Source organism: Stanieria cyanosphaera PCC 7437 (assembly GCF_000317575.1).
Taxonomy (GTDB): domain Bacteria; phylum Cyanobacteriota; class Cyanobacteriia; order Cyanobacteriales; family Xenococcaceae; genus Stanieria; species Stanieria cyanosphaera.
Window position 1 is genome coordinate 2269002 of record NC_019748.1, and the last position, 13290, is coordinate 2282291.

General features: G+C 36.7%; 13 protein-coding genes and 1 pseudogene. 11 read left to right on the forward strand and 3 right to left on the reverse strand.

Annotated features, from left to right (window positions below):
* Window positions 1-78: 78 nt before the first annotated feature.
* The 6 genes and pseudogenes from STA7437_RS09860 (at window position 79) to STA7437_RS09885 (ending at window position 6007) form a co-directional block, all read left to right on the forward strand.
* Entirely contained in the window at window positions 79-1320 is a 1242-nt protein-coding gene (locus STA7437_RS09860) for a vWA domain-containing protein (RefSeq protein WP_015193240.1), read from the forward strand.
* Between the two features lie 85 nt (window positions 1321-1405).
* Complete coding sequence (locus STA7437_RS09865; protein ID WP_015193241.1) at window positions 1406-1660, forward strand: type II toxin-antitoxin system HicA family toxin; 255 nt, start codon at window positions 1406-1408, stop codon at window positions 1658-1660.
* Window positions 1647-1892, forward strand: a pseudogene (locus tag STA7437_RS09870) (type II toxin-antitoxin system HicB family antitoxin); the annotation flags it as partial. The gene STA7437_RS09865 and the pseudogene STA7437_RS09870, both read left to right, overlap by 14 nt.
* 299 nt (window positions 1893-2191) lie before the next feature.
* Window positions 2192-3364 carry a molybdopterin-synthase adenylyltransferase MoeB gene (gene moeB, locus STA7437_RS09875; protein WP_015193243.1) on the forward strand — a complete coding sequence of 391 codons (1173 nt, stop codon included), beginning with the start codon at window positions 2192-2194 and terminating at the stop codon, window positions 3362-3364.
* Window positions 3365-3507: 143 nt separating this feature from the next.
* Entirely contained in the window at window positions 3508-4362 is an 855-nt protein-coding gene (locus STA7437_RS09880) for a pentapeptide repeat-containing protein (protein WP_015193244.1), read from the forward strand.
* Between the two features lie 244 nt (window positions 4363-4606).
* Window positions 4607-6007, forward strand: a complete 1401-nt coding sequence (locus tag STA7437_RS09885) for a GGDEF domain-containing response regulator (protein WP_015193245.1) — start codon at window positions 4607-4609, stop codon at window positions 6005-6007.
* Here STA7437_RS09885 and STA7437_RS09890 read toward each other — a convergent pair.
* The gene (locus tag STA7437_RS09890) at window positions 6004-7698 is read right to left on the reverse strand and encodes a potassium channel family protein (RefSeq protein WP_041619929.1); all 1695 of its coding nucleotides are present in this window, start codon (window positions 7696-7698) and stop codon (window positions 6004-6006) included. The two genes, STA7437_RS09885 and STA7437_RS09890, sit on opposite strands and share 4 nt — an antisense overlap.
* 250 nt (window positions 7699-7948) lie before the next feature.
* Between STA7437_RS09890 and STA7437_RS09895 the strand changes: the two genes are divergently transcribed.
* The 5 genes from STA7437_RS09895 (at window position 7949) to STA7437_RS09915 (ending at window position 11044) form a co-directional block, all read left to right on the forward strand.
* Window positions 7949-8677, forward strand: a complete 729-nt coding sequence (locus tag STA7437_RS09895) for a Bax inhibitor-1/YccA family protein (RefSeq protein ID WP_015193247.1) — start codon at window positions 7949-7951, stop codon at window positions 8675-8677.
* A 106-nt stretch (window positions 8678-8783) separates the two neighbouring features.
* Window positions 8784-8954 (forward strand): hypothetical protein, encoded by a 171-nt coding sequence (locus STA7437_RS26145; RefSeq protein WP_015193248.1) that lies wholly within the window; start codon window positions 8784-8786, stop codon window positions 8952-8954.
* A 222-nt stretch (window positions 8955-9176) separates the two neighbouring features.
* Complete coding sequence (locus STA7437_RS09905; protein ID WP_015193249.1) at window positions 9177-9467, forward strand: hypothetical protein; 291 nt, start codon at window positions 9177-9179, stop codon at window positions 9465-9467.
* 283 nt (window positions 9468-9750) lie between these two features.
* Complete coding sequence (locus STA7437_RS09910) at window positions 9751-10170, forward strand: tetratricopeptide repeat protein (protein WP_015193250.1); 420 nt, start codon at window positions 9751-9753, stop codon at window positions 10168-10170.
* 16 nt (window positions 10171-10186) lie between these two features.
* Window positions 10187-11044 carry a M48 family metallopeptidase gene (locus tag STA7437_RS09915; RefSeq protein ID WP_015193251.1) on the forward strand — a complete coding sequence of 286 codons (858 nt, stop codon included), beginning with the start codon at window positions 10187-10189 and terminating at the stop codon, window positions 11042-11044.
* A gap of 13 nt (window positions 11045-11057) precedes the next feature.
* Here the strand turns inward: STA7437_RS09915 and STA7437_RS09920 are convergent, their stop codons facing one another.
* Complete coding sequence (locus STA7437_RS09920) at window positions 11058-11999, reverse strand: hypothetical protein (RefSeq protein WP_015193252.1); 942 nt, start codon at window positions 11997-11999, stop codon at window positions 11058-11060.
* A gap of 304 nt (window positions 12000-12303) precedes the next feature.
* Window positions 12304-13233 (reverse strand): glycosyltransferase family 9 protein, encoded by a 930-nt coding sequence (locus STA7437_RS09925; RefSeq protein WP_015193253.1) that lies wholly within the window; start codon window positions 13231-13233, stop codon window positions 12304-12306.
* Window positions 13234-13290: the final 57 nt, after the last annotated feature.

Here is a 13290-nt window from a genome sequence, read left to right on the forward strand (position 1 = left end):
CGACTATTAGATCGCGCTATCGTAGAACAGAGTAACCATTAATTACTCTTCTTCATCCTTAATTTTTTGATTTGAGCCATGCAAGTTGGTTTGAAGTCTGCTCTTAGCGATCCTTATCTTGACGTTCAACAAAGAAGTAGTCAACGTCAACTTTCTCTTGCTATTTCTGCCGTTAACGATGCAAGAGTACAAAATTTACCACTTAATTTGTGTCTAATTTTAGACCGTAGTGGTTCAATGAACGGCAAACCCTTAGAAAAAGTCAAAGCAGCAGCAGTCAATCTGATCAAAAAATTAACTAATCGCGATCGCATTTCGGTGGTAGCTTTTGATCATCGAGCTAAGGTAATTATTCCTAATCAATTAGTAAGCGATTCAAGTCAAATTGAGCGACAAATTGACACTTTGGTAGCAGATGGAGGAACTGCCATTGATGAAGGCTTGAAACTAGGAATTAAAGAAATAGCTGCGGGTAAACAAAATACCGTCTCGCAAATTTTTCTATTAACCGACGGCGAAAACGAACACGGCGACAATCAACGCTGTTTAAAACTAGCTCAACTCGCCTCAGAACACAATATCACGATTAATACTCTCGGTTTTGGCGAACATTGGAATCAGGATGTGTTAGAACAAATTGCCGATTCTGCTGGAGGTAGCCTTACTTATATCGAACAACCAGAACAAGCGATCGCTGAGTTTGAAAAATTATTCACTCGCGTTCAAACCGTCGGCTTAACCAATGCCTACCTGATGATGGAATTAATGCCTGAAGTTCGCTTGGCAGAGTTAAAACCTGTGGCGCAAGTCTCGCCAGAAACCGTAGAATTACCCACTCAATTAGAAGGTAACTATTTTACTGTTCGCTTGGGCGATTTAATGATTGATCGTGAGAGAATTATTTTAGTCAATCTTTACATCTATCCAGAAGAACCAGGACACCAGCAAATTGCCTCAGTACAAGTTCGCTACGATGACCCCTCTTTGGGAAAAGAAGCTTTATTTTCAGAAATTTTTCCCATCGAAGTAGAAGTACAAGAACAATATCAATCAAAACCAAACTCAGAAGTACAGCATTCGGTACTTGCTTTAGCCAAATATCGTCAAACCCAAATCGCCGAGGCAAAACTTCAACAAGGTGATCTCACTGGTGCAGCAACCATGTTACAAACAGCAGCTAAAACGGCGTTGCAGTTAGGAGATGAACAAGGAGCGACTGTACTACAAACCAGTGCTACTCGTCTTCAAGCAGGAGAAGAATTATCTCAAGGAGAAAAGAAAAAAACTCGGCTTGTTTCTAAGACGATTTTGAAGCAATAGTTAGCAGTGAGTTGAAAGTTCGATACTAAACATAGGTAGTAGGCTCATCTAGCTTCCGTCTAAGAAACGAATGATAAAATAAAAAATGAGCAAATTAAAAAAACTCATCCTTCAATTTCTCCAAAAGCCTCCTGAAGTTAGTTTTGGGGATGTAGTTTATGTACTAAAAGCATTTGGTTTTGAAGAACAACGCTCTAAAGGTAGTCATCATAGCTTTAGAGATTCCCAAGGCAGAAAAATTACTATTCCCAAAAAAGGAGGGCAAAAAGTTAAGGGAGTTTATGTGCAGAAAATTGTTGAACTTTTAAATCTCAAGGAAGACAAAAATGACAGCATTTAACCAAATAGATCATGCTATTAATGAAAACCCTCTAGAATATTATTTAACTCTTCAATATCCAATCACTCTCTATCCCGACGTAGAAGGAGGATATGTTGCAGAAATCAAAGATTTACCCGGATGTTTAACTCAGGGAGAAAATTTAGAAGAGACTATTAATAATATTAATGAAGCTAAAGAATTATGGCTTGAAACCGCCTATGAATGCGGAGATAAAATTCCTTTACCTAACTTTTAATTAATTTAGGTAACAAATTAAATCAATGGTAATGCCAAAAAAAATTCCAACCTTCACAGCAATTGACAAATAATCGAACAGACTTCAGCGCCAAGCGCGATCGCTCTACCCTTTAATAAGTTTAGATAAATTAATAAATTTAATAATGCTCTTTAGCCAGATAGAATTTTATACAATAAGAAATTCGGAGAGCGAATATTTAGTAAATAATTACAACTTATTTAACCCCAACTCAACTTCCCTCCGTTGTTTATCCCAGTCTCTAATATCACAGCAGATTAGACCCAACGACCATGTTAAATCCCAATTTGGATGAAATAGAACTAACTCAAGACGACTATCAGCGATATTCTCGTCATATTATTTTGCCAGAGGTAGGACTGGAGGGACAGAAACGCTTAAAAGCAGCTAGTGTTCTCTGCATTGGCAGTGGTGGACTTGGTTCACCTTTGTTGCTTTACTTGGCAGCAGCAGGAATTGGTAGAATTGGCATTGTCGATTTTGATGTAGTCGATCATTCCAATTTACAACGTCAAATTATTCACGGCACATCTTCGGTAGGGAAACCTAAAATCGAATCAGCCAAACAGAGAATTTTAGAGATAAATCCTTATTGTCAGATAGATTTATACCAAACTGCGCTAACTTCAGCTAATGCCCTCGATATTTTTGCTCCCTATAATGTTATAGTCGATGGGACAGATAATTTTCCTACTCGTTATTTGACCAACGATGCTTGTGTTCTTTTAAACAAGCCGAATGTTTATGGTTCGATTTTCCGTTTTGAAGGACAAGCAACTGTCTTTAATTACCAAGATGGACCAAACTATCGTGATTTATATCCCGAACCACCACCGCCAGGAATGGTGCCTTCCTGTGCTGAGGGAGGAGTTTTAGGAGTACTTCCAGGTATCATTGGCACAATCCAAGCTACAGAAACGATCAAAATTATTCTTGGTGCAGAAAATACTCTCAGTGGTAGATTGCTGCTTTACAATGCTTGGGATATGAAGTTCCGTGAACTCAAACTACGACCCAATCCTGTACGTCCTGTCATTGAAAAATTAATTGATTACGAACAATTTTGCGGTATTCCTCAAGCTAAAGCAGCCGAAGCACAACAGCAACAAACAATCTCAGAAATGACGGTACAAGAGCTAAAGCAGTTACTTGATAGCAATGCCGATGATTTTGTTTTGATTGATGTTCGCAATCCCAATGAATATCAAATAGCTAAAATCCCTGGTTCTGTTTTAGTTCCTTTGCCAGAAATTGAAGATGGTGCTGGTGTAGAAAAAATTAAACAATTAGTCAATGGTCATCGTTTAATCGCTCATTGTAAATTGGGTGGAAGATCGGCAAAAGCTCTAAACATCCTGAAACAAGTTGGTATTGAAGGTACGAACGTTAAAGGCGGTATTGCTGCTTGGAGTCAAGAAATAGATTCTAACGTTCCGCTTTATTAAAAGTTGTTCTCTACTAACTTTTGATCTCACGTTACCTAAATCGTGGGATTTTTTTTTGAAGGTAATAATAATGTTTAAGACAAATATTTAACCCAAGAAAAATTGAGATAATAAAAAATTATCAAATTTTTTCCAGATTAATTATGCCGAGTGTTGATAACCGCACAGAACTTTCATCAAAAGAAGATTACTTTTTAACTGCTCAAGATCTTATTAATCAAGTTAATTCAGGAGCAAGTTTGGTAGGGAAAGATTTGAGTAAGACTGATCTATACGCCATTGACTTGAGTGGGGTCGATCTTACTAATGCTAACTTGAGTCAAGCTACTCTTACTAACGCCAATTTAAGTGGTGCTAACTTAACAGGTGCAAATTTAACAGGTACTGATTTAAGAGGTATTAATTTAACAGGTGCAAACTTAACAGGTGCGAATCTTGAAGGAGCATACCTAAATCGTTCCGATCTGCGTCAGGCAAATTTTACAGATGCAAAGCTTGACAATGTTAAACTACAAGTATCTCTTTATGACCAAGCAACTATTTTTCCTGAAGGATTCAATTATAAAAATTCTGGTGCGGTTGGCCCTGGTGCGAATCTCAATGGAGCTTATCTCAACACTGCTAATTTACGTAGAGTTGATTTAACAGGTGCTAAATTAATTGGTGCTTATCTTTCAGGAGCAGATCTAACTGAAGCTATTTTAGAAAATGTTTCTTTAAGTGGTGCAAATCTACAAAAAGCCTTTTTAACTGGTGCTTGTTTGCGTAATGCTCGTTTAGGAAGTGTAGAATTACAAGGAGCAGATCTTAGAGCAGCAGATTTGACTGGAGCAGATTTAAGTCATCTTCAAAGTATTGCAGGTGCAGATTTTAGTTTAGTCAAAGGATTGAGTCAAAGCGATCGCGCTAAACTAATGAGTTATCCCGCACAACAATTATCGACTTGGAATCCTTATACCCGTAGAAATACTCTTGATAGTCTCAACATTTGCGTGTAATAACAATTAAAGTGTAATTAACTTTTAATCTTGCAAATATAGCAAAAGATAAGATAAATTGTTGAAGTATTATCTCTCTTTTTTAAAACTTAATTAAATACTTTTATTTATTACTTGGGAAAATACTTTATTGTCAAGCTTTTCGTTAATTTTCTTGATTTTGGGTCTTGGCAAAAACTGAAGTTGATTATCTTGCCAACCCAAAAAATTTAGTCTATGAATAATTATTATTAACTCATGGTAAATGAGCGATTTGTACAACGAAGTATCCAAAGGAAATATATTAATTGTTGACGATCTGCCAGATGATTTACGCTTGTTGTCATCTATTTTAAGCAAGCATGGTTATCAAGTTAATTGCGTAGTTAATGGAGAAATGGCATTAAATGCTGTTAGAAACAATCTTCCTGACATAATCTTGCTTGATGTTATGATCCCGGTCATAGATGGTTACAAAGTATGTCAAATTATTAAAACTAATGAACGAACTCGCAAAATTCCGGTCATTTTTTTGAGTGGATTAGATTCAGAATCTGATAAAGTACAAGCTTTTAAATTAGGAGCAGTAGATTATATTACTAAACCTTTTTTTATTGATGAAGTAGTGATTAGAATTGAAACTCAATTGGCTTTTGCTAGAGAACAAAACAAGTTAGCAGCAATTATTGAAGAACAAATTCACGAACGTCAAATTGTCGAAAAGCAACTAAATCAATCTCAAGCTCTTTTGGCTGGAGTTTTAAATAGTTCTTTAGATGGTGTAGCAGCTTTTGAATCTGTACGAAATAAAGAGGGAAAAATAATTGATTTTCGTTGGGTAGTAGCTAATCCAGTAGCAGCAATGACAGTGGGAGAAACCAGAGATAGTTTGTTGAGTCAGTGTTTATTTGATCAATTACCAGGACACTTATTTGATGGACTTTTTAAGTTATTTATTCAAGTAGTAGAAAATTGTATTGTTTTAGAACAAGAGCATTTTTATAAATCTGATTCTCTGCAAGCTTGGTTTCAAATTGTGGCAGTCAAGTTGAACGATGGGTTTGCGATGACTTTTCGGGATATTAGCGATCGCAAGCAAATGGAAATAGCTTTGAAAGAAGCTAATTGTGAACTTAAACGTCAGGCTAATATCGATAGTTTGACTCAAGTTGCTAATCGTCGTCGTTTTGATGAATATATTATTCAAGAATGGTCAAGATGCGCCCGAGAAAAACAGTTTCTATCTCTTATTTTATGTGATGTTGATTATTTCAAAGCCTACAATGACAAATATGGACATCAAGCAGGAGATGATTGTCTTTATAAAGTAGCTCAAGGAATGAGTTACATTGTTAGACGTCCAGCAGATTTAGTGTTTCGATATGGTGGGGAGGAATTTGCGATTATTCTTCCTTTTACTAGTGGTGAAGGTGCAATTAGAGTAGCCGAAGCAATTAGACAAGAAATTAAGCAACTAAAAATCCCTCATAATTTATCTCAAGTTAATCCATACGTAACTCTTAGTTTAGGTATTTCTAGTATTATTCCTCATGCTAATTCTACTCCTGAACTGTTAATTTCTGCTGCCGATCGCGCTTTGTATGAAGCTAAAGCTCAAGGACGCGATCGCGTTCTTTACAATGGTTTAGAAATTCCTTTTTTTTAATGAAAAACCAACTCTTCTGAAGGAGGAGTTCGCCACAACTGCTCTAAATTGCTAGCCGGCATGGTTAAATACAAAATATCTTCAGGAGTAAGCAAGGTTTTTAATAAATCCCAACTGTGAATAGTATGACCATTTCTTTCTAAATAAAGAGGAACAAAATCTGCTTTCATGGCTGCATCTTGAATTTTCATGCCACAAAAAGGATGTTTGGCGGTGATCATTGTAGCTAAGGCTACCCAGAGTAAATCTTGAGTCATGCCATTACCTAAAATTCTGCCACCCAAAGCAGCAGCAACAAAGGAATGGGTTGATAATTCAATTGGAGACAAAACTCGATCAAATTCAAAGACTTCTTGCATTGATTGAGCAAACTGCGGATCGTAACTCCTAACAATTGTGGCTATTTGAGGAGCAAGTGCTTTAGCTGTTAGAGCTATTTCTAAATTAATCATGTCGTTGCTCGTAACCGCAATCAGACTAACAGCGCGGTCGCAATTAACTGCTTTGAGAGTAGCATTCAGACTACCATCTTCGATAATTACAGGTACTCCTAGAGAACGAGCCGTATGCAGAAATCGATTGTTAGGATCTGAATCGATCACAACAACTTCATGTCCTTGTTGATGTAGCTGTCTAACAATTTGAATCCCAATTCCGCCCAAACCACAGACAATATGATGATGATGGGTTGGCACTCTGGCAGCATCCCAAGCTTGTTTAAGACGGCTACCCAAAATAAAATCGTTAATCAAAGCGTAGCAAATTCCAATTACTCCTGCCCCGACCAACATCATTACCGTTGTAAAAATTTTAATCCCATCGGGAGCTTTTTCAGCGACTTGTTCTTGTCCTCCTGCTCCTGTGATCATGCCGACGGAAAAATAGAGTGCGTCGACAATTGAAGTATTAAAACTCACACTGACATAGGTTAGAGTTGCCAAAAAAATCATCAATAATAAAAACAAACTAACGACCGCAACCGAACGAGCATATCTTTGATATTGAGGTAAATTAGTAACTGCTTTAACAACTTTTTGCCAGTAAGAACGACGTTGGTAGCGAATAGTCGGTTTAGTACCGATAATCAGATGATCTCCTGGTTGTAAAGTTTTTCCTTTGATCACTGCGGAAACTAAATCGATTTCTCCTTCAGTAGGAAGATAATAAATGAGCATTCTACTGGGATTGTTCCACAATTCTTTTAAGGATTTACCTAACCAAGGATGATCTTGATCAATAATTTCCTCATGAATAGGCCAAGTTTGATTAAATAATTTTAATTGTCCAATCGCTGCACTGCCCAAGGCTGCAAAGGTAAAAATGGGTGCAGATAAAGAAGCTACACTCATCGTAAAGTGGTCGGGCAGAGTTTGATCGAGACGCTCGCCCAAAGTCTGATTGAATAAACGATTAATAATCCGAACCCGAGGATTAATCAATCGAGCTTGAGTCAAAATTGCTAAATTAAGCGCATCATCATTATGAGCCAAAATCAAAGTTTGAGCTTCTTTAATTCCTGCATTAATTAAAGTAGTGGCTGAAGTCGAATTCCCGATGATAATTTTTTCTGTAGGTGAGACACTAATCGGGCGATCGCTAATCCCGACGACATCTGCTCTTTGTTGTCGCAGTAATGTATAGATTTTATACCCAGTACGACCAAGACCAGACACAATGATCCGGGTTTTCATAACCAACCATAATTGAGAGTAAAGATCAAAACTATTTTTTTCTTTTTTATTGTGAACTACTTCTCTAGCTTGGAATGTAGCCGATCGCACTAGAGTGATTTTTTTTTATACTGGTTTGACTCAAAATAAATTTTAGCTAAAAATTCGGTAATCCCTATCTCTGATTAATTTTTAGACTTTAATCCTTGAATTAAGATCGAAATAGATAAGTGAAAATTTAAAAATAGTCTTGATTTAAAGAAACAAGCTCATGAGTAATACAAGCAATTTTCGCCAAGCGATTAGAGAAGCTAAAGGACAAGCTTTACTTGGACCCAATGTTATCGCTAACGCTTTACCATATCTCGGTGGCGGTCTAATTCTTACTGCTTTGGGTACTTATGGTGGTTTGGGGGTGATTAATGCTCGCCCTGACCTATTTATGCCTACTTTTATCGGTGCAGTAATCGCTGAATTAGTTTTATTTTTTATCGCTCGTGGAGTAGCAGAAAAAGGAGATAATAGCACAGCTTTACCTTTATTAGCTCTCTACAGTCTTTTATCTGGCTATACTCTTAGTGGTTTAGTTTTTGTGGCTCTCAGTACTTCGGGAGTCGGTATTCCAGGTATTGGTATTGCAGCAGCAGGTTGCGGTGTCACTTTTATTGTCGGTCGTAATATTGGTTCTAACCTTTCCGAGAGCGATGGTTTAGCTTTGGCTCAAACTGTTCGTTTGGGAGTTATCGCTTTACTGGTTGTTCTTGTAGCTCAACTAGGTTTGGCTTTTTTTGGAGTTTACACTCCTGGTTGGCTAGAAATTGCCATTTCTGGAATTGGTGTGGCTTTATTTGTAGGTTCAGCAGTCGTAGATTTTTATATTCTTCCTCGTGCTTATCGTAACGACCAATATCTACCTGCTGCTCTTTCGATGTATCTTACTTACATTAATCTGTTTGTCTTTATCTTACGACTTCTAATTGCCCTCAACAGTCGTGACTAAAGCAATTGTTAAAAATAAGGGTGGATTTTCAGTCCACCTTTTCTTTTACGATAAGATAAAAAAGTAAAGAATTATGAATTTTACTAGACAAGAGGTAAATTAGCTGATGAGCCAATCTCAACCTACTACTACTCCTAAATTAGAAGACCCCAAATTTGGTTTCAACGACTACGCTGAACGATTAAATGGTCGAGCAGCAATGATTGGTTTTGCATTGACTTTAGTAATTGAATATTTGACAGGACAAGGTTTACTGTCTTGGTTAGGTTTACAATAATTGTTTTGAATTAATAAAACACAGTTAAAAGTTTTTGAGGCGTTCTTGAGGGAACGTCTTGATAATTTAAATCAAGTTTTAAAAGTAAATCGACACAAAAAGCAATTTAAATCTAACTAAGGCTTCAATTAATAATGATGCTGCTAAGATAAGGACACATTACGGGAGGTTTTCCGTTAAGCTGAAATTAATTGCAATCAAGGTTTTGATTGAACAACACCGATGAACATTTTCTTTCCTAGATCTTTAAAACTAGCCTATCGTAAAGAACCTATTTCCAGCTTTATTTTAATTTTGGGTGCAGTGGATGCGGTAATTGGTGGTGTTGGTGGACGCTGGAGTTTGTTATCTGTTGGTTTAATTATCGCTGTGATCGGAATCTTAGTTCGTTGGCAACAACTACAAAAATCTCAAGCAGTTGCAGTCAAAAATAATACCAAATACGCTCTTCCTCCTAGTTCATCTAATTCTCCTCTACCTCTGTTAACCCATAATAAACAACGAAAAGGTTAATAAAAGTAGAGACGTGTTTTGGTGAGCGTTCCTTTGCGCCCGCAGGTGAGCCAGCGCGGTCTTGGGGTATCCCCAAGTGGAGCGACTGGCGTGGCGCAGGGTCTCACCGCAACATGTTACGTCTGTAACCATAGCGCTTCGGCGTCAGCCAGCGACAGCGAAGGATCAAAGTAAAAAGTAGCAATTAACTATCAACAATATTTCATTAATGTAAGAAACACTATATATTTTTATAGAGCAAGCAATATTAGCCTGCTTTGGTTGTTACTAATGAAAAAAAATCATGGATCAAGCTATAGATGTTCTGTTTGAAGAAGGTTTGGCGAAATATCAGGCAGGAGAACCACCAGAACAACTAATTCCATATTTCCAATCCCTGTGCGATCGCGCTCCTAAAAATGCTTCTGCCTGGACTTGTTTAGCTTGGCTTTATCTGTTAACCGAGCAACCGAATAAAGCTCTCAAAGCAGCACAAAAAAGTGTCAAAATTGATGCTCGCGATCCTCAAGCTCGAATTAATTTAGCTCTAGCTATGTTAGATTCTGAAGAGAAGGGAGTTAGACCCCATATTGAGCTAGTCCAAAGAGCGATCGCGTTTGACAATCGCTTCAAAGATGAAATTGAAACCAATATCAAAGATGGATTAACCAGAAAACCTGACTGGAAAAGCTTGCAACGCATTAACAGTTGGTTGTTTGAATAATTAATTAATCATTACCATGAATTTAATGAAACAAGTATTAACGGGACTAAAGGCGGATGATTTTCGCCATCCCCTTGACTTACAGGCTACCACTACCTTAAAACAATTACCAGGTTTAGATTTAGCAATTCGCAGTTTACTCGGTTCGGTAGCAGAACAGTTTTTTTATCTCAACAATATTGCAGCTAGTGTTTTAGTTAGTGAGAAGCAATTACCTCAATTACATAAGTTATTACTAGAAGCTTGTCAAGTTTTAGATTTAGAACCCCCTCAATTATACGTTCAACAAAACCCTGTCCCTAACGCCTATACTTTTGCGATGCGGGGCAAACAACCCTTTATGGTGCTTCATACTTCTTTAATTGAGATGTTAACTGCCGAAGAAATTCAGGCAGTCATTGCTCATGAATTAGGGCATCTCAAGTGTGAACACGGGGTTTATCTGACTATGGCTAATATTATGGTCTTAGCAGCCAACTTGCTTCCTACCTGGGGAACAATTTTAGCTCAGTCCTTACAAGAGCAAATGTTGCAATGGATACGTTGTGCCGAATTTAGTTGCGATCGCGCTGCTTTACTCGCTACGCAAAATCCTCAAGTAGTCATGTCTGTCTTAATGAAACTTGCTGGTGGTTCTCCTCGTCTAGCTTCTCAGTTAAATTTAGATGCTTTTATTGAGCAAGCTAAAGCTTACGATAGTGCCACTGAAGATCAATTAGGAGAACTGCTAAAAAACGCCCAAACAGCCCAATTAACCCATCCTGTGCCTGTAATTCGAGCCAGAGAAATAGAAAGATGGGCAAGTTCGGCAGAATATCAAAATTTATTAGTTAAAGGAACAAAAGAACTTCAAGGTGGCTGGCGTAATTGGTAATCAATTTCTTCAATTAACGAGCAACATATTTGGGAAACTGAAAATAATTTAATAACTCTGCCAAAGTAGTGTTATCTGCCGTAGGAGTTTGTTCTTCTATGGTTTGAATAGTTTTGGGATTGAGATATTTAAAAACTTGATTTTGTAAAATGAGCCGAGAAGCTGCGGTAAAATCCTGAATTTCTTGATGCAATCTAGCTTCTCTTCCTTTGGCAAAGTTAACTAAAAAACGAGCAGCTTTAAGCAATCTTTTTCTAATTTCTTCTTTGTTTTGTAAGGCTATCAATTGAGTTGGCGAGTCTAAATCATTTGATAATAACAATGGTACAAGGTCAAGATTTTCTTCTAAAAAAATTAAGCCACTTTCACGAAGATAGGCTTCTATTCCTTCCATTCCTAAAGCACCTAAATCTGCTAAACCAATAATTCTCGCCACTACTGATATTTTTGGTCGAGATTGATAAAGTAAAGGTTGATAAATTGAATCTTGTTTTGAATCATAATTACAAATAGTAGCCCTGATAGCCTGGGAAATAATTTTTAAGTCTTGTTTGGTAAAGCCAACAGAGCTATCAAGCTTTTGGTTGAGCTTATTAATATAAGCAAATAATTTATTGATAGTAGTCATTTCACTTAAGCCTAATGGTCGTCTTCGTGGCGCGTATAATTCATCAGACCGAATATATTCTTGGACAAGATCGTGAGTAATCGCACTAAGTTGAATTAAGCCTTTAATGCGCCCAATATTTTTTAATCCTTGAAAATTTTCTTGGTTAAGCTCAAGAGCTTGAAAAATAATTAAGGCTCTACGCTCAACGGCATAAGCATGATCTACTGTATGATAATAAAGTTTTTTTTGGTTGGTTTCTTTGATAATTTCTTTTATAGCAAACTGCTTGACTAATTGAATTGTTTCTGTAAAAGATTTAGGGATTGTTTTTTCCTCGTCATTCATTGAAAAATAAGCAAAATTACATAATTTTGTTTGAATTAAGCTATTATTTAGTAAGTATTAAAATACCCAATTAGTATTTTGTTAACTAAAGAACAATTAATTGAATTTAAAATAATTGAAGTAAACAGTTGAACTGTAAGCTAAAAGTTGCCTCAATCTAACCAAATAAGACGATTTAAGAATATCAATAGTTAATATAGTAGTCAAACAATTTAAAGATTTTACTTACAATTAATGGGCCTTTCAATCTGACAATTGTAGAAAGAAAGTCCCACCAAATAAATAAATGTTTTATCCCAATAATTTAGCTGCGCCAAACTTGTTCGAGAACTTGATCTGGTTTGAGATCGGCTAGTTTTCCAGTCGATGATTGAAGACTGAGATAACTGTCGCTCTTCGGAGGAAGTAATTTTTCCTCAGTAGAACTAGATAAAGCGATCGCGTAAGTACCAGTAGCTATAGCTAGATACATGGGAATACTAACCGTACAAAGTAACAGGTTAGCTCCTGCTACAGTAGCAGCTAATTTACCTAGATCAGTAGGTGTAATGATTTTTAAAGATGGAACAGTTTGTTGAACAGCACTAATCCATTTTCCATTATTGGCATCCTGTAGCAAGACAATGGGTAGCTCTGGTTGTTTTGAGCAAATATCTGTCACTATTTTTTGCCAGCTAGCAAGAGGATAAAGTTCTGAACTGCTATAAAGCAGAATATAACCACTATCTTTGATATCTAAGCGATTGGTTTCGTTTTCTGTCCAATTAATGTCGTTTTTAGGTACATTAATTTGAATTGGAGGACAAGGAACATTGATTCCCAATCCTGCTAATAAATCATGATAGGTATGAGCTTTATACTGTTCTGATTTAAAAGGAACTGAACTAGAAAGTAACCAAGCATTGTTGTTTTTATACCCAACTCGAACAGGAATTCCATTGAGCCAAAGTAATAGTTCAACAAACCAGGGAGATCCAGTAGTTAAAGCAACATCATATTCTTGATCACGAATAATACCTAGAAGATTTAGATAATCAGCTAGACTACTGCGATCTTTGTAGTCAAATATCAAAACATCATCGACATTTTTACAGATTCGATAGGCAGCTTTAGCACGGGGTTCTACTAAAACATCAATCACGGCGTTGGGGTATTTACTCTTGAGAGTTTCAAGAGTAGGAAAAAAGAGAATTTGATCGCCAATTCCACCAGGAACGAGGGCTAGTATTCGCATCTTTTAGGAATAATGAATAGACCTTACATCTGTTGCTCAATTTTAATGGAAGATATA

What these genes read in the sequence shown, in the direction of transcription:
- STA7437_RS09860 (WP_015193240.1), top strand. Translation starts at nt 79, where the DNA reads ATGCAAGTTGGTTTGAAGTCTGCTCTTAGCGATCCTTATCTTGACGTT.
- STA7437_RS09865 (WP_015193241.1), top strand. Translation starts at nt 1,406, where the DNA reads ATGAGCAAATTAAAAAAACTCATCCTTCAATTTCTCCAAAAGCCTCCT.
- moeB (WP_015193243.1), top strand. Translation starts at nt 2,192, where the DNA reads ATGTTAAATCCCAATTTGGATGAAATAGAACTAACTCAAGACGACTAT.
- STA7437_RS09880 (WP_015193244.1), top strand. Translation starts at nt 3,508, where the DNA reads ATGCCGAGTGTTGATAACCGCACAGAACTTTCATCAAAAGAAGATTAC.
- STA7437_RS09885 (WP_015193245.1), top strand. Translation starts at nt 4,607, where the DNA reads ATGAGCGATTTGTACAACGAAGTATCCAAAGGAAATATATTAATTGTT.
- STA7437_RS09890 (WP_041619929.1), bottom strand. Translation starts at nt 7,698, where the DNA reads ATGAAAACCCGGATCATTGTGTCTGGTCTTGGTCGTACTGGGTATAAA.
- STA7437_RS09895 (WP_015193247.1), top strand. Translation starts at nt 7,949, where the DNA reads ATGAGTAATACAAGCAATTTTCGCCAAGCGATTAGAGAAGCTAAAGGA.
- STA7437_RS26145 (WP_015193248.1), top strand. Translation starts at nt 8,784, where the DNA reads ATGAGCCAATCTCAACCTACTACTACTCCTAAATTAGAAGACCCCAAA.
- STA7437_RS09905 (WP_015193249.1), top strand. Translation starts at nt 9,177, where the DNA reads ATGAACATTTTCTTTCCTAGATCTTTAAAACTAGCCTATCGTAAAGAA.
- STA7437_RS09910 (WP_015193250.1), top strand. Translation starts at nt 9,751, where the DNA reads ATGGATCAAGCTATAGATGTTCTGTTTGAAGAAGGTTTGGCGAAATAT.
- STA7437_RS09915 (WP_015193251.1), top strand. Translation starts at nt 10,187, where the DNA reads ATGAATTTAATGAAACAAGTATTAACGGGACTAAAGGCGGATGATTTT.
- STA7437_RS09920 (WP_015193252.1), bottom strand. Translation starts at nt 11,999, where the DNA reads ATGAATGACGAGGAAAAAACAATCCCTAAATCTTTTACAGAAACAATT.
- STA7437_RS09925 (WP_015193253.1), bottom strand. Translation starts at nt 13,233, where the DNA reads ATGCGAATACTAGCCCTCGTTCCTGGTGGAATTGGCGATCAAATTCTC.